Here is a 23,994-nt window from a genome sequence, read left to right on the forward strand (position 1 = left end):
TTGGCGCGCGGGATCAGGCCTCTTCTAGAACGGCGTCAAAGCCCTCGAACTGCGGCGGGCCCATCAGGGCCTCCCTGGTGCGGCTGTTGCCGGCGTTCTTGTGGGCGTCGCGGAATTGCTCGGACCGGGTCCAGGCCTCGAAATCTTCCTTGCTCGACCAGAGCGTATGGGTGGCATAGAGGACGTGGTCCTCGGCCTCGGCCCCTTTCAGCAGGCTGAAGCCCCGGAACCCCTCGAGCTCCTTCAGGCGGCTTTCGCGGCTCTTCCAGATATCCTCGAAGGTGGCCTCGTGGCCCGGACGGACCTTGAAACGGTTCATGGCGATGTAGGACATGGTGATACTCTCGTTGCGGGGGAAAGGCGGGCGAAGCGCATCCCCTGCGCCGGCTGGCATCGGCGCGGAATAGACGCCAGTGGCGAAGTGGGGTCAAGGGGGGTAAGGGGGGCCGGCAACCGGGACCAGCACCCCGCGCCGCTGCCGCATGAGCCCGCCCGGGACCTCTGACGGGACGGCGCTCGGGCTGAGGGCCGCGACCCGCGACGATTCCGGCTTTCCTTTGCAGGGGAATCCGTGTACTCGCGCGGGACTTGAACGCGGGCATACAGCCTTGGAGGATGCCCGCCCTTACTAGGAGAATTAAAATGGCTGGTGAAATTCCTGATTTCGTCGCCCAGGAACGTGCGGGGACGGGCAAGGGCGCCGCTCGCGCAGCACGTCGTGCTGGCATGGTTCCGGGTGTTGTCTACGGTGGCGATGCAGAGCCTCTCGCGATCGAGATGCCCTTCAACGCGCTGCTGAAGCAGCTCAAGCAGGGCCGCTTCCTGGCAACCCTGTTCAACCTGAAGGTCGAAGGCCACGAAGACGTCCGCGTCATCTGCCGCGGCGTTCAGCGTGACGTGGTGAAGGACCTGCCGACCCACGTCGACTTCATGCGCCTGCGTCGCACCTCGCGCGTGAACCTGCACATCCCCGTGGAGTTCATCAACCACGAGGCGGCTCCCGGCCTGAAGAAGGGTGGCGTGCTGACCGTGGTTCGTGCCGACGTCGACCTGTCGGTCATCGCCGGTGACATCCCCGAGAAGCTGACCGTCGACCTGACCGGCTACGAGATCGGTGACACCATCACCATCAGCGCCGTCACCCTGCCCGAAGGCGCCAAGCCGGTCATCGACCGTGACTTCGTGATCGCCAATATCGCAGCGCCCTCCGGCCTGAAGTCGGCTGGCGACGACGAAGAAGCAGAGACCACCGAGGAAGCCGCAGAGGAGTAATCCTCGCGCCCTTGGGCCTCTTGCCGAAATCCGAACGGCCCCGCCCCCGGCGGGGCCGTTTGCCTTTGCGGCCCCCGGTTGCCGGGCGAGCGCCCCCGGATCGTCTCTTCGGCCTGTCCGCCGCCCCGCTTGCCCCTGCCTGCCTGCCGCCGCCCCCCTGACTGGCCCCCGACTGGCGCCCGACTGGACCGCGATGCTGCACTGCGGTACTCCCTTGGCGGAATGGCCACTAGCGGAGGTCCCATGCAGCTCTTCGTCGGTCTCGGGAATCCCGGGACGAAATACGCCGGCAACCGGCACAACATCGGCTTCATGGCGCTGGACCGGATCGCCGAGGATCACCACTTCGCCCCCTGGCGAAGCAAGTTCCAGGGCGAGCTCTGCGAAGGCACGCTCGGCGGTGAGAAGGTGCTGCTGCTGAAGCCCATGACCTTCATGAACAACTCGGGCCAGTCCGTCGGCGAGGCGATGCGCTTCTACAAGCTGACGCCCGACGATGTGACCGTCTTCCATGACGAGCTGGACCTGGCGCCGGGCAAGCTGCGCGTCAAGCAGGGCGGCGGCCATGCGGGGCATAACGGGCTGCGCTCGATCCACCAGCATATCGGGGCCGAATACCAGCGCATCCGCATGGGCGTGGGCCACCCCGGACACAAGGACCGCGTGGCGGGCTACGTGCTGTCGGATTTCGCCAAGGCCGAAGAGGGCTGGCTGGACGACATGATGCGCGGCTGCTCCGACGGGGCGGCGGATCTTGCCAAGGGCGATGCCGGGCGCTTCCAGAACGCCGTGGCGCTGCGCGTGAACCCGCCGCGCAACAAGGACAAACCGGCGAAGGAGGCCCCCTCGGGCAGCCAGCAGGCCGTGGCGCAGAAGGCCGCCGCCATGAAGGCCCAGGCGGACCGCAAGGACAGCCGCACGCCGCTGCAGAAGCTGAAGGACAAGTTCCGGTGACCGCGCCCTGGCAGGCGCATTTCCTCAGGCAGGCGGAGGCCTGCGACGGCCTCGGCTCTCCCTTCACCGCCGCGCTGCTCAGGACGCTGGCCCATGACATGCCGCCGGGCGCCGTGGCCGCACGCATCGCCGCCTGGCCGGTCGAGACCCTCTCCCCCGATGCCCTGGCCCTGCGCCTGGCCGGGGGGTTGCACGCGCTGGTGCTGCAGGGGCGGGATGCCGCGCTTGCCGCCTGCTACCCGCCACATCAGGGCGCTCTCTCGGAGGTGCTGCCAGGGACACTGGCCACCCATGAGGCGCATCTGCTGCACTGGCTCGACAGCGCGCCGCAGACCAACGAGATCCGCCGCTCCGCCGCGCTGATCCTGGCCGCCGGCCTGCTGGCCGAGCGCTTCCCCGATCAGCCCCTGCAGCTCTCCGAGCTGGGCGCCTCTGCCGGGCTCAACCTGCAGTTTGACCGCTACGGGATGGAGGTCGCGGGCCAGCGCTTCGGTGCGGCCGCGCCGCTCCTGACGCTGACGCCCGACTGGCAGGGAGAGCTGCCGCCCCGCGCCGCCTATCGCGTCGCCGAGGCGCGCGGCGTCGACCTGAACCCGCTCGATCCGGGCTCGCCCGCCGACATGCTGCGCCTGCGCTCCTACACCTGGGCCGACCAGCCCGACCGCATGGCGCGGCTCGACGCGGCCCTGGCCGGAGAGATCCCCGCCGTCGATCGCGGCGATGCCGCCGCCTGGCTGGAAGACCGGCTGGCCGCACCGGCCAGGGGCCGGGTGCATCTGGTTTATCACACCATCGCCTGGCAGTATTTCCCCGCAGAGACCAAGGCCCGATGCGAGGCGGCGCTGGCAAGGGCGGGGGCCCTGGCCACCCCCGAGGCCCCGCTGGCGCGGCTCTCCTTCGAGGCGGATGCGTCGGAACGTCCGGGCGCGGCGCTGCGCCTGACCACCTGGCCCGGTGGCGAGACGCAGGAGCTGGGGCGGGTGGATTTCCACGGTCGCTGGCTGCACCGCGCCTGAGCATCGCGCTCTCGGGCGCTGTCGCGGGCCGGGCAGGGGGCTGCCCCGCCGGCCCTGCTTGCGCCGCCGCACCGCCTTGCTATTCTGGCCGGGAAACGCTGACCCTGCGTCAGGACATGCGAGGCCGTGAATGGAAAAGGACCCGTCGACCAACGCCCTTGGTGGCGCGCTCGAGCCCTGCTCGACCCATCCGATGACCGGGTTCTTCCGCGACGGCCATTGCAACACCTGCGCCCAGGATCAGGGCTCTCATACGGTCTGCGCGGTGATGACGGCAGAGTTCCTGGCCTATTCCAAATACGTCGGCAACGACCTCTCGACCCCGATCCCGCAGTTCAACTTCCCCGGCCTGCGCCCCGGCGACCGCTGGTGCCTCTGCGCGGCACGCTTCCTGCAGGCCCATGACGAGGGCTGCGCCCCGCTGGTGCGTCTGGAGGCCACCCATGTCCGCGCGCTGGAGGTGGTGCCGCTGGAGGTGTTGGAGCTCTACGCCGAAAAGGCCCCGTAGGGCGGGGTTTCCCCCGCCATCCACCAAGCCCGACTCAGTCCTTCCAGCGGCCCGAGAAATCCTCGGGGATCAGCAGGTCGCCGCGCCCCATGTCCTTGATGTCGCGCTTGCCGCAGAGCGCCATCGAGATATCCATCTCCTTGGCGATCACCTCCAGCGCGCGGGTCACGCCTTCTTCGCCCATGGCGCCCAGGCCATGCACGAAGGCGCGGCCGATGAAGGTGCCCTTGGCGCCCATCGAGACGGCCTTCAGCACGTCCTGGCCAGAGCGGATGCCGCTGTCGAGATGCACTTCGACCTCGTCGCCGACCGCATCCAGGATCGGGTCCAGCATGCGGATCGAGGAAAGCGCCCCGTCAAGCTGCCGCCCGCCGTGGTTCGACACCAGGATCGCGTCGCAGCCCACCTTGGCGGCCATCTTGGCATCCTCGGGGTCCAGCACCCCCTTCAGGATCACCTTGCCGCCCCACATCTTCTTGATCTCTTCGATCTTGCCCCAGTCGAGCTGCGGATCGAATTGCTCGGCCGTCCAGGAGAAGAGCGAGCTGGGATCGGTCACCCCCTTCGCATGGCCGACGATATTGCCGAAGCTGCGGCGCTTGGTGCCCAGCATTTCCAGCCCCCAGGTCCATTTGGTCGCCAGGTCGGCCAGCACCTTGGGCGTCAGCTTGGGCGGGGCAGAGAGGCCGTTCTTCAGGTCCATGTGTCGCTGGCCCAGGATCTGCAGGTCCAGCGTGATCACCAGCGCCGAGCACTTGGCCGCCTTGGCGCGTTCGATCAGGCGGCGCAGGTAATCCTGGTCCTTCATCGTGTAGAGCTGGAACCAGAAGGGCGCCGAGGTATGCTCGGCCACGTCCTCGATCGAGCAGATCGACATGGTGGACAGGGTGAAGGGCACGCCGAACTTCTCGGCCGCCTTGGCCGCCTTGATCTCTCCGTCCGCGCGCTGCATGCCGGTCAGGCCCACGGGGGCCAGGGCCACCGGCATGGCGACCTTCTGGCCGATCATCTCGGTTTCCAGGGTGCGGTTGGTCATGTCCACCGCGACCCGCTGCTTCAGCCGGATCTTCTGGAAGTCCGAGGTGTTCTCGCGGAAGGTCTGTTCCGTCCACGAGCCGCTCTCGCAGTAATCGTAGAACATCTTCGGCGTGCGTTTCCGGTGCAGGCGCTTCAGATCGTCGATGCAGGTGATGACGGGCATGGCTCAATCCTCTTCGCGGTCCCGGTGGTCAGGTTTTCTTACCAATTGCTCCGGGGCGCGGCAAGCCGGATGCGGACCGCCCGCTGTGCGCTATCGGCGCAGGTTGGGCGCAAGCGGGCAGGGGGCGCAAGGTGGGGGCAACCCACCTCTCCCGGCCCCGTCCCCGCGCGGCTGATTGTTGACTATCTTCGCGGGATCGCGCAGGCCGATGCTTGCCGCCAGGGCTCCGGCATCGCCGGGCCGCGAGAGGGCCGCAGATTTCGACATGTTCCGCGACCCTCGGGCCCCGGAGCGGAACGACCCCGGAGGGAATGACGACGTGAACAAGCTGAAGCGCCTCGGTATCGATACCTACATGATCCTGCTCTTCGTGATGGTGCTGGCGGGGGCCTTCCTGCCCGCCCGCGGCATGGCGGCAGACGCGCTGTCCCATGCCAGTTTCTGGGCCGTCACGCTGCTCTTCCTGCTCTACGGGGCCAAGCTGGACCCTTCGGCGGTGAAGGCGGGCTTTCTCAACTGGCGCCTGCAGGGGCTGACCTTTGCGGCGACCTACCTGCTGTTCCCGGCGCTCGGCCTGCTGCTGGCGGCGATCTTCGGCCCGGTGCTGGGGCCCGAGATGACCACCGGCCTGCTCTTCCTCTCCATCCTGCCCTCGACGGTGCAGAGCTCCATCGCCTTCACCTCGATCGCCGGGGGCAATGTGCCGGGGGCGATCTGTGCGGCCTCGGTGTCGAACATGGTCGGGGTGGTGCTCACCCCGCTGCTGGCGGCACTGGTGCTGCACCAGGACGGCGGAGGCATTTCACTCGATGCCGTGGCGCGGATCGCCACGCAGATCGTGCTGCCCTTCGTGCTGGGCCAGCTCCTGCGGCGCTGGATCGGTGGCTTCGTGCAAAGGCACAAGCTGCTGACCACCGTGGTGGATCGCGGTGCCATCCTGCTGATCGTCTACTCGGCCTTCGGGGCGGGCACGGTGGCGGGGCTCTGGACCCAGATCCCGGCGGCAAGCCTGCTGCTGCTGCTGGCCGTCGTCTGGCTCTTCCTGGCGCTGACCTTCCTCATCATGGCCAAGGGCGGCCGCCGCCTGGGCCTGCCCGAAGAGGACCGCACCGTGCTGCTCTTCTGCGGCTCGACGAAAAGCCTGGCCTCGGGTCTGCCGATTGCCACGGCGCTCTTCCCGGCCGCCACCCTGGGCGCCATCGTGCTGCCCACGATGCTCTTCCACCTCTCCCAGCTGCTGCTCTGCTCGATCCTGGCGCAGCGCAAGGCACGGGCGCTGGCCGAGGCCGAAGCCTAGGCCGGCAGGCGCGCAGAACGGAGCATCTGGCAGAGGCGGCGGGGGCGGCCCGGCCGCCTCCGGCCTCTCCGCCGAAGCGCCGCTCATCCGGGATTTCCCAGCTTTTTTCGCAACCTGTGGGCCGGGCACCCTGAGGCGTCTCGACCACAAGTGTGTCTAAACAGCCATTGGTCATTTGCAGCGCCAGCTCAGCCGCGCCAAGGTAGGCGCGATGTTGGAAGGCGCGTCTTGGGTGCCGATTCTGAGGTGTCCCGAGCCTTCCTGCCTCGCTGCGATCATCGGTATCGCAAGCATATGTGCGATTTTGGGACATTCCGCCTGCCCTGTGCGGGGGAATCTCCATGAGTGACAGGAACCGGGACCACCCTGGCGGGGCTTCGCCTGAAGAAGCGCCACTTGCTGCTGGCCGGTTGGGACGAGACGAATAAAGGGACGAGACATGGCACTCGATCACCCGGCGAAGCCACTGGCGGAAACCGAGCGGACACGACTACTGGCCATTGCGGCCGAGCTTGGGCCAAAGATGGTTGAGCTGGCGCAAGGCCTCTGGGAAAACCCCGAACTGGGCTATCTGGAAGAGAAGAGCTCGGCGCTGCTGGCGGCGGCCTGCGAAGAGGCGGGCTTCGAGGTCAAGCGCGGCGTGGGCGGGCTGCCGACGGCCTTCCTGGCGACGCGCAAGCGCGGCGAGGGGCCGGTGATCGGCTTCCTGGCCGAGATGGATGCGCTGCCCGGCTTCAGCCAGGACGCGAGCCCCCGGCGCAGCCCGATCCCGGATCAGAACAAGGGTCATGCCTGCGGGCATCACCTCTTCGGCGCGGCCTCGCTGGGCGCAGGGCTGGCGCTGGCCACCTGGCAGGACGAGGCAGGCCTGGACGGAGAGATCCGCATCTACGGCTGCCCGGCGGAAGAGGGCGGCGCGGGCAAGGTCTTCATGGCGCGGGCCGGGCTCTTCGAGGGGCTCGACATCGCGCTGCACTGGCATCCCGACGATTGCAACACCGTGTGGCAAAGCCGCTCGCTGGCCTCGATCAACGCCAAGGTGCGTTTCCACGGGCGCACGGCCCATGCGGCGATGTCGCCCGAGAAGGGGCGCTCGTCCCTGCATGCGCTGGAAGCCTTCCACCACATGGCCTCGCTGATGCGCGAGGTGGTGCCGCAGGATACCCACATCCACTACGTCACCCTCAGCGGGGGCGAGGCGCCCAACGTGATCCCCGATTTCGCCGAAAGCCATATCGGCGTCCGCCACCCCGACCCGGGCGCGGCCGCCGAGGTCTTCGAGCGGATCGAGAAGGCGGCGGAAGGGGCCGCACTGGGCACCGGCACCAGGGTCGAGGTCGAACGCCTGGGCGCCGTGCATTCGCTGCTGCCCAACTCGGTGGTTGGCGCGGTGATGCTGGCCAACATGGAGGTGCTGCCCCGGATCACCTGGAGCAACGAGGAATACACCTGGGCCGCCGAGCTGCAGGAAAGCTTCGAGGCCCCGCCCGAGCTGTCGCAGATCGGCCGGCTGAACCCCTACAACTACAACGCCCTCGGGCCCTTCTCGACCGATGTGGGCGATGTCAGCTGGCTGGTGCCGACGGGCATGCTGGGCACTGCCACCTGGGTGCCGGGCACCCGGCCCCACACCTGGCAGGCCGTGGCCGCCGGTGGCATGTCGATCGGCTGGAAGGGGATGCAGGCGGCGGCCGAGGGCCTAGCGGTCTCTGGTGCCAGCTTCCTGGCGGACCCGGCGCTGGTTGCCCGCGCCTGGGACGAACACCGCGCGCAGCGCGGCGAAGGCTATCGCTACAAGGCCCTCGTGGGTGATGCGGAGCCGCCCTTCGACTACCAGGTCGGCAAGGGCTGAGAGGTCTGGGAAAGGGACGGTGGCGCCTGCGGACCCACCGTCCGGGCCCGGCCTCGGGCACCCAACTCAGGCGCCCGACCCAGGCGCCCGAGACTCAGGCTTCCGATTCAGGCGCTATGTGCGCCGTCGGCGAGGCTCTTGACGAAATCGAGGATCTCGGAGACCGGCTTGCCGGCGGCGATCTGGCTGACGATGGCAGAGCCCACGACGCAGCCATCCGCCACGGCGGCCACTTCTCGGGCCTTGTCGCCGCTGTTGATGCCGAAGCCCACGATCACCGGCAGATCGGTCTGCGCCTTGATCCGTGCGACCTCGGGGGCAACCATCTCGGCCGAAGCCTCGGCAGAGCCGGTGATCCCGGTGATCGAGACGTAGTAGACGAAGCCCGAGGTATTCTGCAGCACCGTCGGCAGACGCTTGTCGTCGGTGGTGGGGGTGGCCAGGCGGATGAAGTTCAGCCCGGCCTTCTGGGCCGGAATGCAGAGCTCGTCATCCTCTTCGGGCGGCAGGTCGACGATGATCAGCCCGTCGATGCCGGCGTCCTTGGCATCGGCCAGGAAGCGATCGACACCGCGCGAATAGATCGGGTTGTAGTAGCCCATCATGACGATCGGGGTCTCGTTGTCGCCTTCCCGGAAGGCGCGCACCATGTCGAGCGTCCGGTCCAGGTTCATGCCGTGCTCCAGCGCCCGCTGACCGGCCAGCTGGATGGTCGGACCATCGGCCATGGGATCGGTGAAGGGCAGGCCCAGCTCGATCACGTCGACCCCGGCACCCGGCAGCCCCTTCATCACCTCGAGCGAGATATCGGTGTCCGGGTCACCGGCCATGATATAGGCCACGAAACCCTTCTTTCCGGCGGCTTTCAGGCTGGCAAACTTGGCGTCGATCCGGCTCATTCTCTTCCCCTTCGCTGGTCGGAAAGGGTTTGGCGGAAATCTTCGGATGGCGCAAGGCCGCAGGGGAACCTCGGGCCAACCTGGGGCCATCCTCGGGCCATCCTCGGGCCATGCGGCCCGCTAGAGAGGCCGCTGCACCGAAAGCTCGCGCTCCAGCAGCGCCCAGGTGGCATCCTCGAAGGCCTCGGGCCAGTGGATGCCCCGCGCCTCGGCCAGCGCGCGGGCCCGCGGCAGGAAGGCCTGGGCCATGGCCATATGGGCCATCACCAGGGACGCCATCTCGGGCTGCGGCGGGTCGAGCTCCGCCACCTCGGCCTGCTGCGCCTCGCTCAGAAGCCGGTTCACATGCAGCGCACCGCCGCGCTCCGGGGCGGCGGTCTCCTCGATCATCAGGTCGATGAGCATGCCGCGCAGCAGGAACCAGCCGGTGACGCCGTTCAGGTATTCCTGCCGCCCCGCCACCAGGTGCAGCAGGCCGAGCACCCGGATGAATTCGTCGATCAGATAGGCCAGCCGGGGCGCGCTCATGCCCTGCGGCGCGGGGCCGGCGGCCAGGGTCCCGTGGATGCCGTCGCGGTCGATCAGCGGCGCCAGGGCCTCCTGCCGCTGGCCGCCCAGCTGGTCCGGTTTCAGGATCACCAGGTCGAAGCGGGTCCAGTCGGCGGTGATCGCATTGATCAGCGCGGGCCGCACGATCCGGTCGCGCCACATGACGATCTCGCCGCAGGCCGAGACCGCCTCGCGGAAGACCTCGGCCATGGCATCGCTTGCGCCCTCGGGCGAGACCATCAGGAAATCCAGATCGCTCCAGGCATCCGCCCGCCCGTTGCCATGGCTGCCCGAGAGGAAGAGCCCGCGAATGCGGTCGTCCCCGGAAAGCGCTTCGGTGATGGTGGCAATCTGGGCTTGGTGATCCATGGCGCGCTCCTCTTCGCAGGAGAAGCTAGGCAGGTCGGGCAGGGTGGTCAAACCTGGCCCGGCGGATTGTCGCCCGAACGAGGGATCTACCTGAGCCAGGGCAAGCCCTTTCCAGGCCCCTTGCCGCGCATGAGCTTGCGAAGACCGACCAGATCATCCGGGCTTTGCAGCCTATGTATGAGCCGGTGACAGGTTGCGCAGAGCACGGCGAAGTCGTCGGTCGAGACCTCACGGCCGCCTTCGGGCATGTCGGCCACGGGCACGAGGTGATGCGCCTCCATCGCGCTCATCGCCAGGTCGCGCCCGAAGGCCGCCTCGCCGTCAAGGCCGCAGCCGGCGCAGGTCAGGCCTTGGGATTGTTTTACCAAACGGGCGTTCTGACCAAGGCGTTCGAAGGCTAGGTGCCACCTTGCGACGCGAGATTCATAGAACCTCAAGTCTGAAGCCACCTCTGGTCCGTCTTGACGATCAGGGGTCCGTGCAGTCCCAAACCAATTCCTAAACGTCGTACCATTCGAACGATGTAGCATATGTGCTGCTTCTAACTCGACCGGATCGAAACCGGCTACGCCAAGCGCACGTTGTGCCTGCTCTTCAAAAACAAGGAGAGAAAAGCCGGCCCTCTTGAGGTCAGTACGGTATCGATGCGTCGTGTAGCCTGGAAGGAGCGTTCTATCTGTGATGTGCTCAAGTGCCTGAAGCACTTGCTTCAAGTCGCATAGCCATTCGTCGCGCGGATCAACAATATATGCGTTCCGCGATCTTCCGGTCGGCTCGATCAGTCCGAACCGCAGGGCATCGATCGCCTCCAGCACATCCCTGCGCCCAATCCCCAAATCGTTGAAGCTGTACCCCATCCCGATTGCTACCGCCCCCCGCTTTCTGTATCCACGCCGCCAAAGCCTTATCACCCAGTTCAGGGAGAGCCTCATGGCCGCCTACCAGTATGTCTACCACATGTCCGGTGTCTCGAAGACCTACCCCGGCGGGAAGAAGTGTTTCGAGAACATCCACCTGAACTTCCTGCCCGGCGTGAAGATCGGCGTCGTCGGCGTCAACGGCGCCGGTAAGTCCACGCTGCTGAAGATCATGGCCGGCTGGGACAAGGACTTTCAGGGCGAGGCCTGGCACGCCGAGGGTGCCAAGGTCGGCTACCTGCCGCAGGAGCCCGAGCTCGACCCGGCCCTGACCGTGCGCGAGAACGTCATGCTGGGCGTCGCGGCCAAGAAGGACATCCTGGACCGTTACAACGACCTGGCGATGAACTACTCGGACGAGACCGCCGACGAGATGGCCAAGCTGCAGGACGAGATCGACGCCCAGAACCTCTGGGACCTCGACGCGCAGGTCGACATCTCGATGGAGGCCCTGCGCTGCCCGCCGGACGATGCCGATGTCACCAGCCTCTCGGGCGGCGAGAAGCGCCGTGTCGCGCTCTGCAAGCTGCTGCTGGAAGCGCCCGACATGCTGCTGCTCGACGAACCGACCAACCACCTCGACGCCGAGACCATCGCCTGGCTGCAGAACCACCTGATCGAATACAAGGGCACCATCCTGATCGTCACCCACGACCGCTACTTCCTGGATGACATCACCGGCTGGATTCTCGAGCTCGACCGTGGCCAGGGCATCCCCTACGAGGGCAATTATTCCTCCTGGCTGGAACAGAAGGCCAAGCGGCTGGAACAGGAAGCCCGCGAGGACAAGTCCAAGCAGAAGACCCTGGCCCGAGAGCTGGAGTGGATGCGCCAGGGCGCCAAGGCCCGCCAGGCCAAGTCCAAGGCCCGGATCAAGTCCTACAACGAGCTGGCCAACCAGTCCGAGCGCGAGAAGCTGGCCAATGCCCAGATCGTCATCCCGAACGGCCCGCGCCTGGGCTCGAAGGTGATCGAGGTCGAGGGTCTGAAGAAGGCCATGGGCGACAAGCTCCTGATCGAGGATCTCTCCTTCTCGCTGCCGCCGGGCGGTATCGTCGGCGTCATCGGCCCCAACGGTGCCGGCAAGACGACGCTGTTCAAGATGCTGACCGGCCAGGAGACCCCGGACGAGGGCTCGGTGGAATACGGCGACACGGTGAAACTGTCCTACGTCGACCAGTCCCGCGATGACCTGGACCCGAACGCCACTGTCTGGGAAGCCATCGCCGATGGCCAGGACATCATCAAGCTGGGCGATGCCGAGGTGAATGCACGGGCCTATTGCTCGGCCTTCAACTTCAAGGGCGGCGACCAGCAGAAGAAGGTCAGCCTGCTGTCAGGCGGTGAGCGCAACCGCGTCCACATGGCCCGCCTGCTGCGCTCGGGCGGCAACGTGCTGCTGCTCGACGAACCGACCAACGACCTTGACGTGGAAACCCTGCGCGCGCTGGAAGACGCGCTGACCGAGTTCGCCGGCTGCGCCGTGGTGATCTCGCACGACCGCTTCTTCCTCGACCGGATCTGCACCCACATGCTGGCCTTCGAGGGCGATGCCCACGTGGAATGGTTCGAGGGCAACTTCGAGGATTACGAGGAAGACAAGAAGCGGAGGCTTGGGCCTGATGCCCTTGAGCCGAAGCGGATCAAGTACAAGAAGTTTGCGCGGTAGGGACTTCATTTTCAGTGAAGCGACCGGCAGTACGAACCTGCTGGTACTAGAATCTTAGAGTTCATGTTACAGATAAGGCGCGCCCTAGGGTGCGCCTTGTTTTTTAATTTTTATGCCCATGGTATTTCTTCGCGGTGTGCCGTGTATTTGTTTCTTCTCGAATGATTTCTGGCGGAGGTTATTGTGCAATATTTGACGGACCATATTCGTGCAGCTTATCGGTGTGGGCATATTATCCTGTCGCGTCTCTGGGGGAGCCGCAGAAGCCTGCTTGCTATCATTCTCGTCCTGGGAATTTTTCTTGTTTGGAACGGTGCAGAGCGATCGAAATCCATCGAGGAAGCCTACGGTGATACGGTCGCGAACCTGGGGCTGATCCCTGTATATCCACCAAGAGAGGACATTCGCGTCGGTGATGTCTTCTTCGTGAGCCATGATGGTGATCCACGGGATGCTAGGATCGTTCTGGTGCATAGAATTGACAGCCAGGACCTGGTGGAAAGATACCTGAAGGACATTCCCGCCTATGAGCAGACGGTGCTTGATGGTGGAAAAGTGTCGTTGGCGCAGGCTGACTTGCAGAACGAGAATGTCGTTGCTGCCAGGTCTGAGGTTCCTACCTTTGGATTGCCGGTGGCCGCATTTCCGGACATCACGGGTGTATCTTCCAGCTCGATTGCAGCCCGAAACGGGCGTGTCCTTGGATTTCTCGGCGCTGGTGCGGCGAGGGAAGTGAGAGAAACGCTCTCGTTCGAAACCGTGCGAACATACGCGGCATATCCAGAGGACCTATGGCTGGAACTGACGAGCTTCCTCAAAAAGTCGGATGAAGAATGCGTCAAGTTTAGATGCCCTTCCGGCGGAGATGATTGCGCAGAAACAGCAATACCGCTTTGCACAGGAGAGGCGAACTCTATTCGTCTGGGTGTAAACCTGCTTCGAGCGACTGAAAGCTTCCGGCCCGAGAGCCGCTACTGCAAAGGCGAAAATGTTTGCAGCTTGTATGTCGTCACTCGGCTCTATTTGACCCGAGAGATCAGATACACCTACTCGGGGTCCGTGTCTGGATATCTTGGGGATCCTGAAATATCCACCGCCGATAGTATTGATGTCGGTAATCCCAATTTGGATGCTGCCAATCGAAAAGAGTCTGCTGTGCGCATTCCAGTCAGCGCAAGTCACCAGCAGAGCCAGGGGGTCGGATACTCGACGGTTTTCCCTCGGCCTTTGGTGATCGCTTGGGAAGGCCTCTCTTTTACGTTTGACGCAGATGAGGTGAAGTCAGTGCTGGATAGTATGAACTGAAACATATTCGGAGTTGAGATTATGCTTGCTAGAAGATTTGCGATCCTGGCGCTGTTGAGTTTTCCATCTGTTTCGCTTGCAGAGGAAGATCTGTCTTCGCTTATCGGCGTGGAGAGCGGTGGCTATGGCTGGATGCGGTACGACGTTACCATTCCAGAACTTCATAACTATAGCGAACCTGGACCATATTCGATCTTTGTCAGCCCCCAGGGTGAGTGGGACGTGCTTTCCAAAGGAACTCAGCCAATAGATTGTCCAAATCTGTGCCCCAATCCCAAGTACTGTATTTGCCTTGGCGGTCCCACGCCGCGGGGTGAAGAGGTCGACGCATTGTTCCAGGACATGATGTCAATTGACTGGGATGAGAGTGATGCTGGGGTTGTGGACTTTGACAGCGTGCGGATCGAATTTCAGAGATTGATGTTCCCCCAGACGGAATAGAGGGTCGAGAGCGGGCGCGTTGCTTGACACCCGTGCTCTGCGCCGGACAGTTGAGCGTGATGACATTTCGAACCTACAACCTGAGCAGGCGCCATGTCTGGGGCCCCCGCCGATGAGCGGCGCCGAGGCCCCCCTGGCCGGCAACCGCCGCGTGACCGCCTCGGACGTGGCGAAGGCGGCTGGGGTGTCGCAATCGACCGTGTCGCGCAGCTTCAGTGACGACAAGCGGATCTCGGCGGCCACGCGCGACCACGTGCGCGCCGTGGCGACCCGCATGGGCTATACGCCCAATGCCCTGGCGCGCTCGCTGATCACCAGCCGGTCGGGCATGGTGGCGGTGATCGCCACGCGGCAGTCGATCCTGGCCATGCCCGAGATGCTCACCGCGATCTCCGAGGCGCTCGGGCGGCGGGACCAGCGCATGTTGCTCTTTGCGCCGGCGGATGAATCCGACGTGCAGAACGCCGTCAACGAGGCCTGGAGCTTTCCGCTCGAGGGGGCGATCTCCTGCGTGACGCTCGATCCGGTTCACCTCGAGGGGTTCCGCCGCAATCGCATTCCCGTGGTGCTCTACAACCGTCGCGCGCCGGGGCTGGCGGATTCCGCCTGCACCAGCCATCGCAGCGCCGCCGCGGAACTGGCCGAGCGGCTCTGGCAGCGCGGGCAGCGGCGCTTCCTCTGCCTGGCCGGCCCCGATGATGCCCCCGTCGGGCGCGAGCGGGCCCTGGGTTTTGCCGAGCGAATCACCGCCCTCGGAGGGGCGCCCGTGACCATGGTTGCCACGGACTTTTCCTATGACGGAGGCCATGCGGCGCTGCTTGCCGCCCTGCGGAACAGCCCGCTTCCCGATGCGGTTTTCTGCGTCAACGACCAGTTGGCCATGGGCGCCGCGGATGCGTTGCGCCATGAGATGGGGCTGTCGGTGCCCGCGGATATCTCGGTCCTGGGCTTCGATGACGTGCCCGAGGCGCGGCGCCCCGCCTACCTGCTGACAACCGTGCGCCAGGACCTGAAATCCCTTGCGGAACAATCCGCTGCGCTGCTCGAGGCGCGCAGTGCCGACCCCGCGTCGCCGGTGCGGGAACTGGACATCCTGGGCGAGCTGATCGAGCGGCAGAGCGCAAGGCTCTGACGGAAGATCTGCCCGAGAAATAGACAATTGCCACGAAAATTCCCGAAGCCGACAAGAAGCGATTGAAATCGGCTGCACGGATATGCATACGTATGCATAAGGGCATAGACCCAGAAGACAGAGAAGGCGGCACACCGCCCGGACCAGCCAACCGCAGAGAGGAAACCTCGTGAACCGACTACTCAACGTATCTGCCGCCGCCCTGCTGAGCGCGCTTCCCTTCGCAGCCCAGGCCGATTGCGGCATCGCCGAAAGCGGCTCTGTCCGCATCCTGGCGAATGACTTCGGCGCGCTCGACCTGGTGATGGACCGGGCCGCGTCCTGCGCCTCGGACGGCGTGACGGTCTCGATCAACCAGACCGAAGAGCACAAGAACCTGCAGGTGCCCGCGCTCTCCATCGACCCGGCCGAATACACCGTCGCGGTGATCGCCAACAACTCGCTGCCGCCGCTCCTGAACGAAGATCTGGTGCAGCCGCTGGACGAGCTGGTCGCCGAATATGGCCAGCAGCTGACCCCCTCGCAGCTGATCCGCATCGACGGCAAGGTCATGGCCATCGCCTTCATGGTGAACGGCATGCACCTGTTCACCCGTTCCGACATCCTGGAAGAGGCCGGCATCGAAGAGACCCCGACCACCTGGGCCGAAGTGCTTGAGGCCGCCGAGGCGATCCGCAGCGCCGGCATCCTCGAATACCCGCTGGCCGGCGCCTATGCCCCCGGCTGGGAACTGGCCGAGGAATTCGTCAACATGTACACCGCCACCGGCGAGCCCTTCTTCAAGCCAGGCACCGCGGAACCGGCGATCAACTCCGCCGCGGGCGTCGAAGTGCTTGAGACCATGAAGGCGCTGACCGAGTACATGGACCCCGATTACCTGTCGATCGGCTCGCTGGAGGCCTCGAAGATGTGGGGCGCCGGGGAAGTGGCGATCATGAACCTCTGGGCCAGCCAGGCCGGCCCGCTGATCGACGCCGAAGGGGATTACCCCGAGGTCGCGCCGCAGACCGTGCTGACCGCCGCGCCGACCCTCGGCGAAGGCGAGATCCCCTCGGGCGCGCTCTTCTGGGACGGTTTCTCGGTCGCCGCGAACATCTCGGATGAGGATGCTGCGGCGTCCTTCCAGGCGATGATGCATGCCATCGCGCCCGACCTGGCCACCGAGCACCCGAGCGGCGCCAGCTGGATGATCGACGGCTACGTGCCGACCGCCAATGCCGTTGGCATCATGGCCAATGTCGCCGAAGGCGGCCGGTCCTACCCGACGCTGCCCTACATGGGGCTGATGCATTCGGCACTGGGCACCGAGCTGGTGGACTTCCTGCAGGGCAACGAGACCGCCGAAGAGGCGCTGGCCGGGGTCGAAGCGGCCTATACCGCCGCCGCCCAGGAAACCGGCTTCCTTCAGTAGGCCTGACCTCCCCGGCCCGGATCGCGCCCTGGCGCTGTCCGGGTCCCCCGGTCCGCAAGGACCATGGCGGGCGGCCTTGCCCCGAGGCCGCCCGCGCATCCGCCCCGAATGTGTCCCTTTCCCATGCAAATCAGATCCGTTTCTGTAGGCTGGTAGCGCGTTGCGTTGCCGCGCCCGCCCCCGCCTTGGCCAATGCCTGGCCGACCATCCGATAAAAGCGCCCCTGGTGCCCCCGCCTTCGTCCGTCTTCTCCCGCCCTCAAGGAGTACCCCATGCCCCATAAGGCCTTCGCATGGTTCATCCTGCCCTCCGCCCTCGCGATGCTGCTGTTCATCGCGCTGCCGCTGGTATCGATCGTGATCCAGTCCCTCTACGTCGAACATCCGCAGGTGCTTGAGCAGGTCGAAAGCTGTTCGCCCTTCGGCGGATGCACGATGGAGACCAGGGTCGATGCCCAGGCCACCGCCGCCCTGCGCGAGGCCGAGCCGCTTGGCCGTTTCAACGGGCTGGGCACCTACCTGAACCGCAGCCACCTCGCCACGGGCGAGATCGCAGAGATCCTGCGCAGCTCGGACGGTTTCGCGGACAGCCTGCGCCAGATCTACCAGCTGCCCTTCTACCGGGCGCTGCTCTTCACCCTCTGCTACACCTTCCTGGTCACGCCGCTCGGCATGCTCATGGGCTTCTGGATCGCGCTGGCGGTGAACCGCATCCCGGCGATGCTGAAGGGGCCGGTGATCTTCGTGTCGCTGCTGCCGATGATCATCACGCCGCTGATCGGCTCGCTGGTGATCTACTGGATGGTCAACAGCCGCGGCATCCTGGGCAGCCTGCTGCAATGGGTGACCCAGGACCCGACGCTCTCCATCGCTGCCTCCGGGCCCCTGACCTGGGCGATGCTGTTCCTCTACGGGATCTGGATCGCCGCGCCCTTCAGCTTCGTGGTCTTCTATGCCGGTCTGCAGACCGTGCCGCAGGACACGCTGGAATCGGCGATGATCGACGGCGCCAACCGCTGGGAGCGGGTGCGCTTCGTCATCATCCCCCACCTCGTGCCGCTGGCCACCTTCGTCTCGCTGGTGCAGCTGATGGACAACTTCCGCGTGCTGGAACCGATCATCGGCTTCAACGCCCAGGCCCGTGCCACCTCTCTCAGCTTCAGCATCTACAATGATCTGCAGGCCGAGAATGGCCAGCTCTTTGCCTCGGCCGCGGCCACCTCGCTGCTGACGATCCTCTTCGTGATCGTGCTGCTCTTCCCCGTCCTCATCCGTACCTGGCGCGATTTCTCGCGCAAGGGCGCCCACTAAGGAGGCCTGACATGAGTTCGACCCCTTCCCGCCCGAACCATACGCTGACCATCATCGCCACGCTCTTCGTGCTGGTATGGCTGGTGGTCGCGGGCTTCCCCTTCCTCTGGACCACCTGGGGGTCCTTCAAGGTCGAGGCCGACTTCTTCAGCCGCGCCGACTGGACCAATGCCCTGAGCGGGGTGAACACGATCCGCCAGACCGGCGGTGCCTTCACCCTGGACGGCTACGAGGGCGCCTGGATTCAGAACGAGTTCTGGCGCGCCGGGCTGAACACCGCGATGGTGACGGTGGTGGTGACCTTGCTCAGCCTGGTGCTGGGCACGCTGGGGGGCTACGCCCTGGCGCGCTCGGGCTATCGCTATGCCTTCTGGATCCTGATCATCGCGCTGGTCTTCCGGGCCATGCCGCATATCACGCTGGTCTCGGGCTACCTGGTGCCCTTCTTCGAGCTCAACATCTGGGGCACCCTGCCGACGGCGATCATCGTGCTGGTGGCGATCAATCAGCCCTTCACCCTGTGGATGCTGCACAGCTTCTTCCTGTCGATCCCCAAGGATCTGGACGAAAGCGCCATGGTCGACGGCTGCACCCGCTTCCAGGCCTTCCGCGAGGTGATCGTGCCGGTCATGTGGCCGGGCATCATCACCACGGGCCTCTTCAGCTTCCTGCTGGCCTATAACGACTTCGCGGTCACCGCGATGCTGCTGCGGCAGGAAAACCAGACCATGATCCCCAAGATCGCCTCTTTCCTTGGCTCGATCGAGAGCGAGGGCAACGTGATGTTCGCCGTGTCCTCCGTGGTCTCGGCTACCGTGCCGCTCTTCCTTCTTGTCATGTTCTTCCAACGTCAGATCGTGGGCGGCCTGACCGCCGGCGCCGTGAAAGGATAACCCGATGGCCGAAATCAAGCTCAAAGGCATCACCCGTCGCTGGAACGACTTCATCGGCGTCGACAACCTGAACCTCGATATCCCGGACCGCGAATTCCTTGTCCTGCTCGGCCCCTCGGGCTGCGGCAAGTCGACCACGATGCGGATGATCGCCGGCCTGGAAGAGGTCAGCTCGGGCGAGATCTGGCTGGGCGACCGCATGGTCAACAACCTCGAGCCCAAGGACCGCGACATCTCGATGGTGTTCCAGAGCTACGGGCTCTATCCGAACATGTCGGTCTACGACAACATCCGCTTCCCGCTGCGCATCCGCAAGGTGCCGGCCTCCGAGCACAAGGCCCGCGTCATGCGCGCCGCCGAGATGGTCGAGCTGACGCAGTTCCTGGATCGCCGCCCCGCCGCCCTGTCCGGTGGTCAGCGCCAGCGGGTGGCGCTGGCCCGCGCCATCGTGCGAGAGCCCAATGCCTTCCTGATGGACGAGCCGCTGTCGAACCTCGACGCCAAGCTGCGGGTCTCGACCCGCGCCCAGATCGCCAACCTGCACCACGAGCTGCAGACCACCACGGTCTATGTCACCCACGACCAGGTCGAGGCGATGACGCTGGCCGACCGCGTGGTGGTGATGAAGAACGGCGTGGCCCAGCAGATCGCCCCGCCGATGGAGATCTACAACAAGCCCGCCAATACCTTCGTCGCCAGCTTCATCGGCGCCCCGGCCATGAACCTGATCGAGGGCGAGCTGAACGATGGCACCTTCAGCTCTCCGGTGCTGAAGGTCAGCGGTCTGCCGCATCGCCACTCGGGGCCCGTGACGCTTGGCTTCCGGGCCGAGGACGTCGAGGTGGTCAGCGAGGGCGGCAACCTGGCCGCGCCGGTCTATTCGGTGGAACGTCTGGGTGACAGCACCATGTTCGCCATCCGCGCCAAGGAGGACCTGATCTCTCTCAAGGCCGACAAGGCCGCCAGCCTCGAGATCGGCGAAACCGTCCGTGCAGAGGTCACCCCCGAGGTCAGCCATATCTTCGACGGCGCGACAGGTCAGCGGATCGAACCCGTGCTGACGGCGGCGTAACGGATCAGGGCAATGACAGAAGCAACCAACTCCACCGCGCCGGCGCGGATCAACGGCATGCGCAAGATCTGGTGGAAAGAGGCCGTGGCCTATCAGATCTACCCGCGCAGCTTCATGGACAGCGATGGCGATGGCGTCGGCGATCTGCGCGGCATCATCGGCAAGCTCGACTACCTGGCCGAGCTGGGCGTCGACCTGATCTGGCTCTCGCCGCATTACGACAGCCCCAATGCCGACAACGGCTACGACATCCGCGACTACCGCAAGGTGTCAGAGCAGTTCGGCAGCATGGAGGATTTCGACGCCCTGCTGGAAGGTCTGCACGCGCGTGGCATCCGGCTGATCGTCGACCTGGTGGTCAACCACTCCAGCGACGAGCACGCCTGGTTCGCCGAGGCCCGTCAGGGCCGCGACAGCGCCACGCGCGACTACTACATCTGGCGCGATCCGGCGCCCGACGGCGGCGTGCCCAACAACTGGCCCAGCTTCTTCTCCGGTCCCGCTTGGACCTGGGACGAGGCCTCGGGGCAATACTACCTGCACCTCTTCGCGCAGAAGCAGCCGGATCTGAACTGGGACAACCCCGCCCTGCGCGGCGAGGTCTGGGACCTGATGCGCTTCTGGCTGGACAAGGGCGTGGATGGCTTCCGCATGGACGTGATCCCCTTCATCTCGAAGGACCCGACGCTGCCCGCGCTGCCCGAGGGCGTGAAGCCGCAGCGCCATTATGCCGAAGGCCCGAAGCTGCACGACTACCTGCGCGAGATGCGCCGCGAGGTGCTCTCGCACTACGATTGCGCCACGGTGGGCGAGGGCAATGGCCTCGACCAGGAGCAGATGCGCCGCGTGGTCGATGAGCGCCGCGAAGAGCTGGACATGATCTTTCAGTTCGACGTGGTGGAATTCGACCGCGACGCGGCGGGCAATCCCCGCGACTGGACCCTGCCCGAGTTCAAGGAGATCTTCGCCCGACAGGCCGCCAGCATGGACGGACACGGCTGGACCACGGTCTACCTGGCCAACCACGATTGCACCCGCCCCGTCAGCCGCTACGGCGACGACAGCCCCGAATGGCGCGCGGCCTCGACCAAGGTGCTGAACGCGCTCTTGCTGACCCAGAAGGGCACGCCCTTCCTCTACCAGGGCGACGAGTTCGGCATGACGAACTTCCCCTTCACCGAAATCGGCCAGTTCGAGGATATCGCGGTGCGCAATGCCTGGGCCGCCGCTGAGGCCAATGGCACTGCGGATGAGGCCGCCTTCCTCGCCCGTCTCAACCGCACCAGCCGCGACCACTCGCGCACGCCCATGCAATGGAACGCCGCGCCCCAGGGCGGTTTCACCACCGGCACCCCCTGGTTGGCGGTGAACCCCAACCACGCCACGATCAACGCCGAGGCCGCGCTGGCCGAGGTGGACGGCCCCTGGCAGTTCACCCGCGACCTGATCGCCCTGCGCAAGGCGCAGCCCGCGCTGGTCTATGGCGACTACGAGGATCTCGCGCCGGATCATGCCGCGATCTTCGCCTACAGCCGCGCCATCGGCGGGGCAGGCATCGCCGTTGTGCTGAACTTCGGTGCCGAGGCGCAGGTTTTCGACCTGCCAGAGGCGCTCTCGGCACCGCAGGTGCTGCTGTCGTCCGGCGCGACGTTGCAGGGGCAAAGCGTCTCTCTGCCCGGCTGGACGGCGCTGATCTGCGCATGGGGGCAGGCATGACCTCTCGCCCTGATCCGATCCCTTCGAGCCGCCCCGAGGTCCATGACAATCACGGCGGCCTGATGCTGCTACTGTCGCTGGCCTGCGGCCTTCTGGCGGCGAATGTCTATTACGCCCAGCCTCTTGCGGGCACCATCGCGGCGGATCTGAACATGTCCGAGAGGGCGGCGGGTCTGGTCGTGACCCTGACCCAGATCGGCTATGGCGCCGGGCTGCTGCTGGTGGTGCCGCTGGCCGACCGGCTCGAGAACCGCCGCCTGATCCTGGGCCTCGTCGCGCTGGCGGGGCTGGCGCTTTGCCTTGCGGGGTTCACCGGCATGGCCGGGGTCTTCCTGGCGGCGAGCCTGGCCATCGGGCTTGGCTCTGTCTGCGTGCAGGTGCTGGTGCCCTATGCCACCCACATGGCCCCGGAAGAGCGGCGCGGCCGCACCGTGGGGACGGTGACCACCGGGCTGATGCTGGGCATCATGCTGGCGCGCCCTGTCTCGGGCTTCGTCGCGGGGGCCTTCGGCTGGCGGGCGATGTTCTGGATCAGCGCTGCGCTGATGCTGGCGCTGATCCTGACGCTGGCGGCCCGGCTGCCCGCCCGCCGTCCGCCCCATGATCCGAACGCCGAGCCCATGCTGCCCGCCATGGCCCGCGCCCTGGCCTCGATGCCGCTGCTGCGCCAGCGCATCCTCTACCAGATGGCGCTCTTCTCGGGCTTTTCGCTGTTCTGGACCACGGTACCGCTGTGGCTGTCGGGCCCCGGCTGGGGCTGGAGCCACGCGCAAATCGGCCTCTTCGCCCTCGCCGGTGCCATGAGCGCCATTGCCGCGCCGATCGCCGGCCATCTTGCCGACCACGGGCATTCCCGCGCCGGCACCGCTGCCGCGCTGGCCTCGGGCGTGCTGGCCTTCGCCCTTGCCGGGATCGCGCCTGCGGGGACGGTGACAGGCGCCGTGACTCTGGTGGCCGCCGCGCTGCTGCTGGATCTGGGCGTGACGCTGAGCTTCGTCATCGGGCAGCGCACGATCTTCGGGCTGGCACCGGGCAACCGGGCACGGCTGAACGGGGTCTACATGGCCAGCTTCACGGCAGCGGGCGCCGTTGGCTCTGCTGCGGGAGCATGGATCTTTGCCACCAAGGGCTGGGGCTTCGTCGCCCTGCTGGGCGCGGTGCTGATCCTGCTGGCGGGGCTGCGCTTCAGTCTTGCGAAAGAGCGCGCGTAGAGCCGCGCCGCACCAGTTCGACCGGCAACATGACCTGGCGCGGGCCCTCTTCCTTGCGGGCCAGCGCCGCCATCAGGGACGAGACCGCCTGCGCCACCATCGCCCTCCGGTCCTGGCGCAGGGTGGTCAGGTCGAAGCTGGGCCAGGCGGCGGCGGGCACGTCGTCGAAGCCCACCACGGCCACGTCATCAGGCACCGAAAGCCCGAACTCGTACCGGATCACGTCGAGTGCGGCGAAAGCCATGTGATCATCGGGCACGAAAAGCGCATCGGGCCGGTCGGGCCGGTCGAAGATCCGACGGGCGGCCTCGCGGGCGGTGTCGTAGTGATAATCCCCGGCCTCGGTCAGGGCGATCTCGGCGCCGGCCTCGGCCAGGGCCTCGGTGAAGCCGGAAACCCGGTCGCGGTCGGTCGAGGCGTTCTCGAAACCGCGCAGCAGGGCGATCCGCTTGGGCTGTGCTTCCAGCAGCACCTTGGCGGCCATCCAGCCGCCGGTGTGGTTGTCACTGGTCACCGAACGCAGCCCGCTGCCGGGCTGGTCGCGGTTGAACAGCATCACCGGGATCGACAGGCCGACGCAGCGCTCGGCCAGCGTCGATGAGAGCGAGACAGAGACCAGCACCAGCGCATCGACCCGGTAGTCGAGGATGCGTTGCACCACGTCCTCGACATCGCCGACGGTGCGTTGCGCCATGAAGAGCAGCACGTGGTAGCCCTCGTCCTGGAGCGCAATGGACAGGCGCTCGACAAGATCGGGGTAAAGCTGGTTCTCGAAGTAATGCACCACCAGCCCGATGATCCGGCTCTTGCCGGTGATCAGCGAGCGGGCCAGTACGTTGGGACGGTAGCCCAGTTCCTCCGCGGCTTCGCGGATACGCTCGGCCATCTTCTTGGACACGGAGGCGCCCGGGGTGAAATACCGCGACACGGCGGATTGGCTGACGCCCGCCTTGCGCGCAACGTCAACGGAAGTCACCGGCTTGTCGGTCATGCCCGGACG

Annotated in this window: 22 protein-coding genes; 16 read left to right on the forward strand and 6 right to left on the reverse strand. The window is 65.9% G+C overall.

What is annotated here, in order from left to right; translation table 11 throughout:
- Positions 1–13: 13 nt before the first annotated feature.
- Positions 14–334: a heme-degrading protein HmuQ gene (gene hmuQ, locus CRO50_RS04750; protein WP_097144754.1), complete on the reverse strand. Its 321-nt coding sequence runs from the start codon at positions 332–334 to the stop codon at positions 14–16.
- Positions 335–642: 308 nt separating this feature from the next.
- On the opposite strand from hmuQ, the gene CRO50_RS04755 reads away from it, so the two are divergent.
- From CRO50_RS04755 to CRO50_RS04770, 4 genes are all read left to right on the forward strand, one after another.
- A complete protein-coding gene (locus CRO50_RS04755) occupies positions 643–1,272 on the forward strand; it encodes a 50S ribosomal protein L25/general stress protein Ctc (protein ID WP_097144755.1) in 630 nt (209 codons plus the stop codon).
- Positions 1,273–1,515: 243 nt separating this feature from the next.
- Entirely contained in the window at positions 1,516–2,226 is a 711-nt protein-coding gene (gene pth, locus CRO50_RS04760; protein ID WP_097144756.1) for an aminoacyl-tRNA hydrolase, read from the forward strand.
- Entirely contained in the window at positions 2,223–3,242 is a 1,020-nt protein-coding gene (locus CRO50_RS04765) for a DUF2332 domain-containing protein (RefSeq protein ID WP_097144757.1), read from the forward strand. The genes pth and CRO50_RS04765 overlap by 4 nt, the downstream gene beginning before the upstream one ends.
- A gap of 130 nt (positions 3,243–3,372) precedes the next feature.
- The gene (locus CRO50_RS04770) at positions 3,373–3,750 is read left to right on the forward strand and encodes a DUF2237 family protein (RefSeq protein ID WP_097144758.1); all 378 of its coding nucleotides are present in this window, start codon (positions 3,373–3,375) and stop codon (positions 3,748–3,750) included.
- A gap of 34 nt (positions 3,751–3,784) precedes the next feature.
- Here the strand turns inward: CRO50_RS04770 and CRO50_RS04775 are convergent, their stop codons facing one another.
- Positions 3,785–4,951 (reverse strand): alpha-hydroxy acid oxidase, encoded by a 1,167-nt coding sequence (locus tag CRO50_RS04775; RefSeq protein WP_097144759.1) that lies wholly within the window; start codon positions 4,949–4,951, stop codon positions 3,785–3,787.
- A 319-nt stretch (positions 4,952–5,270) separates the two neighbouring features.
- Between CRO50_RS04775 and CRO50_RS04780 the strand changes: the two genes are divergently transcribed.
- Together CRO50_RS04780 and CRO50_RS04785 are read left to right on the forward strand one after the other, a co-directional pair.
- Positions 5,271–6,248: a bile acid:sodium symporter family protein gene (locus CRO50_RS04780; RefSeq protein WP_097144760.1), complete on the forward strand. Its 978-nt coding sequence runs from the start codon at positions 5,271–5,273 to the stop codon at positions 6,246–6,248.
- A gap of 439 nt (positions 6,249–6,687) precedes the next feature.
- The gene (locus CRO50_RS04785; RefSeq protein ID WP_097144761.1) at positions 6,688–8,100 is read left to right on the forward strand and encodes an amidohydrolase; all 1,413 of its coding nucleotides are present in this window, start codon (positions 6,688–6,690) and stop codon (positions 8,098–8,100) included.
- Between the two features lie 107 nt (positions 8,101–8,207).
- On the opposite strand, the gene trpA is transcribed toward CRO50_RS04785, so the two are convergent.
- From trpA to CRO50_RS04800, 3 genes are all read right to left on the reverse strand, one after another.
- Complete coding sequence (gene trpA, locus CRO50_RS04790) at positions 8,208–8,999, reverse strand: tryptophan synthase subunit alpha (RefSeq protein ID WP_097144762.1); 792 nt, start codon at positions 8,997–8,999, stop codon at positions 8,208–8,210.
- Positions 9,000–9,119: 120 nt separating this feature from the next.
- A complete protein-coding gene (locus tag CRO50_RS04795; protein WP_097144763.1) occupies positions 9,120–9,917 on the reverse strand; it encodes a nucleotidyltransferase domain-containing protein in 798 nt (265 codons plus the stop codon).
- Positions 9,918–10,003: 86 nt separating this feature from the next.
- Complete coding sequence (locus tag CRO50_RS04800) at positions 10,004–10,774, reverse strand: HNH endonuclease (RefSeq protein WP_157791739.1); 771 nt, start codon at positions 10,772–10,774, stop codon at positions 10,004–10,006.
- A gap of 73 nt (positions 10,775–10,847) precedes the next feature.
- Between CRO50_RS04800 and ettA the strand changes: the two genes are divergently transcribed.
- The 10 genes from ettA to CRO50_RS04840 all read left to right on the forward strand — a co-directional run bounded on the left by ettA (position 10,848) and on the right by CRO50_RS04840 (position 22,994).
- Positions 10,848–12,503: an energy-dependent translational throttle protein EttA gene (gene ettA / locus CRO50_RS04805; protein WP_097144765.1), complete on the forward strand. Its 1,656-nt coding sequence runs from the start codon at positions 10,848–10,850 to the stop codon at positions 12,501–12,503.
- Between the two features lie 183 nt (positions 12,504–12,686).
- Complete coding sequence (locus CRO50_RS19880) at positions 12,687–13,808, forward strand: hypothetical protein (RefSeq protein WP_143516857.1); 1,122 nt, start codon at positions 12,687–12,689, stop codon at positions 13,806–13,808.
- 21 nt (positions 13,809–13,829) lie between these two features.
- Positions 13,830–14,249, forward strand: coding sequence for a hypothetical protein (locus CRO50_RS19885; protein ID WP_143516858.1), 420 nt, complete (start codon positions 13,830–13,832; stop codon positions 14,247–14,249).
- A gap of 112 nt (positions 14,250–14,361) precedes the next feature.
- Positions 14,362–15,381 (forward strand): LacI family DNA-binding transcriptional regulator, encoded by a 1,020-nt coding sequence (locus CRO50_RS04810; RefSeq protein WP_097144766.1) that lies wholly within the window; start codon positions 14,362–14,364, stop codon positions 15,379–15,381.
- Between the two features lie 169 nt (positions 15,382–15,550).
- Positions 15,551–16,792: an ABC transporter substrate-binding protein gene (locus CRO50_RS04815; RefSeq protein WP_097144767.1), complete on the forward strand. Its 1,242-nt coding sequence runs from the start codon at positions 15,551–15,553 to the stop codon at positions 16,790–16,792.
- A gap of 272 nt (positions 16,793–17,064) precedes the next feature.
- A complete protein-coding gene (locus CRO50_RS04820) occupies positions 17,065–18,102 on the forward strand; it encodes a carbohydrate ABC transporter permease (RefSeq protein WP_097144768.1) in 1,038 nt (345 codons plus the stop codon).
- A gap of 11 nt (positions 18,103–18,113) precedes the next feature.
- Positions 18,114–18,995: a carbohydrate ABC transporter permease gene (locus tag CRO50_RS04825; protein ID WP_097144769.1), complete on the forward strand. Its 882-nt coding sequence runs from the start codon at positions 18,114–18,116 to the stop codon at positions 18,993–18,995.
- Positions 18,996–18,999: 4 nt separating this feature from the next.
- Complete coding sequence (locus tag CRO50_RS04830; protein WP_097144770.1) at positions 19,000–20,067, forward strand: ABC transporter ATP-binding protein; 1,068 nt, start codon at positions 19,000–19,002, stop codon at positions 20,065–20,067.
- A gap of 12 nt (positions 20,068–20,079) precedes the next feature.
- Positions 20,080–21,783: an alpha-glucosidase gene (locus tag CRO50_RS04835; RefSeq protein ID WP_097144771.1), complete on the forward strand. Its 1,704-nt coding sequence runs from the start codon at positions 20,080–20,082 to the stop codon at positions 21,781–21,783.
- The gene (locus CRO50_RS04840) at positions 21,780–22,994 is read left to right on the forward strand and encodes an MFS transporter (protein WP_198431791.1); all 1,215 of its coding nucleotides are present in this window, start codon (positions 21,780–21,782) and stop codon (positions 22,992–22,994) included. Before CRO50_RS04835 ends, CRO50_RS04840 begins: the two co-directional genes overlap by 4 nt.
- On the opposite strand, the gene CRO50_RS04845 is transcribed toward CRO50_RS04840, so the two are convergent.
- On the reverse strand, positions 22,969–23,985 hold the full coding sequence (locus CRO50_RS04845) for a LacI family DNA-binding transcriptional regulator (protein WP_097144773.1): 1,017 nt from the start codon (positions 23,983–23,985) through the stop codon (positions 22,969–22,971). The genes CRO50_RS04840 and CRO50_RS04845 overlap by 26 nt on opposite strands.
- Positions 23,986–23,994 lie beyond the last annotated feature (9 nt).

It is taken from the genome of Pseudooceanicola antarcticus (genome assembly GCF_900215355.1).
Lineage (GTDB): Bacteria > Pseudomonadota > Alphaproteobacteria > Rhodobacterales > Rhodobacteraceae > Pseudooceanicola > Pseudooceanicola antarcticus.

What these genes read in the sequence shown, in the direction of transcription:
- hmuQ (WP_097144754.1), bottom strand. Translation starts at nt 334, where the DNA reads ATGTCCTACATCGCCATGAACCGTTTCAAGGTCCGTCCGGGCCACGAG.
- CRO50_RS04755 (WP_097144755.1), top strand. Translation starts at nt 643, where the DNA reads ATGGCTGGTGAAATTCCTGATTTCGTCGCCCAGGAACGTGCGGGGACG.
- pth (WP_097144756.1), top strand. Translation starts at nt 1,516, where the DNA reads ATGCAGCTCTTCGTCGGTCTCGGGAATCCCGGGACGAAATACGCCGGC.
- CRO50_RS04770 (WP_097144758.1), top strand. Translation starts at nt 3,373, where the DNA reads ATGGAAAAGGACCCGTCGACCAACGCCCTTGGTGGCGCGCTCGAGCCC.
- CRO50_RS04775 (WP_097144759.1), bottom strand. Translation starts at nt 4,951, where the DNA reads ATGCCCGTCATCACCTGCATCGACGATCTGAAGCGCCTGCACCGGAAA.
- CRO50_RS04785 (WP_097144761.1), top strand. Translation starts at nt 6,688, where the DNA reads ATGGCACTCGATCACCCGGCGAAGCCACTGGCGGAAACCGAGCGGACA.
- trpA (WP_097144762.1), bottom strand. Translation starts at nt 8,999, where the DNA reads ATGAGCCGGATCGACGCCAAGTTTGCCAGCCTGAAAGCCGCCGGAAAG.
- CRO50_RS04795 (WP_097144763.1), bottom strand. Translation starts at nt 9,917, where the DNA reads ATGGATCACCAAGCCCAGATTGCCACCATCACCGAAGCGCTTTCCGGG.
- CRO50_RS04800 (WP_157791739.1), bottom strand. Translation starts at nt 10,774, where the DNA reads ATGGGGTACAGCTTCAACGATTTGGGGATTGGGCGCAGGGATGTGCTG.
- ettA (WP_097144765.1), top strand. Translation starts at nt 10,848, where the DNA reads ATGGCCGCCTACCAGTATGTCTACCACATGTCCGGTGTCTCGAAGACC.
- CRO50_RS19885 (WP_143516858.1), top strand. Translation starts at nt 13,830, where the DNA reads ATGCTTGCTAGAAGATTTGCGATCCTGGCGCTGTTGAGTTTTCCATCT.
- CRO50_RS04810 (WP_097144766.1), top strand. Translation starts at nt 14,362, where the DNA reads ATGAGCGGCGCCGAGGCCCCCCTGGCCGGCAACCGCCGCGTGACCGCC.
- CRO50_RS04820 (WP_097144768.1), top strand. Translation starts at nt 17,065, where the DNA reads ATGCCCCATAAGGCCTTCGCATGGTTCATCCTGCCCTCCGCCCTCGCG.
- CRO50_RS04825 (WP_097144769.1), top strand. Translation starts at nt 18,114, where the DNA reads ATGAGTTCGACCCCTTCCCGCCCGAACCATACGCTGACCATCATCGCC.
- CRO50_RS04830 (WP_097144770.1), top strand. Translation starts at nt 19,000, where the DNA reads ATGGCCGAAATCAAGCTCAAAGGCATCACCCGTCGCTGGAACGACTTC.
- CRO50_RS04835 (WP_097144771.1), top strand. Translation starts at nt 20,080, where the DNA reads ATGACAGAAGCAACCAACTCCACCGCGCCGGCGCGGATCAACGGCATG.
- CRO50_RS04840 (WP_198431791.1), top strand. Translation starts at nt 21,780, where the DNA reads ATGACCTCTCGCCCTGATCCGATCCCTTCGAGCCGCCCCGAGGTCCAT.
- CRO50_RS04845 (WP_097144773.1), bottom strand. Translation starts at nt 23,985, where the DNA reads ATGACCGACAAGCCGGTGACTTCCGTTGACGTTGCGCGCAAGGCGGGC.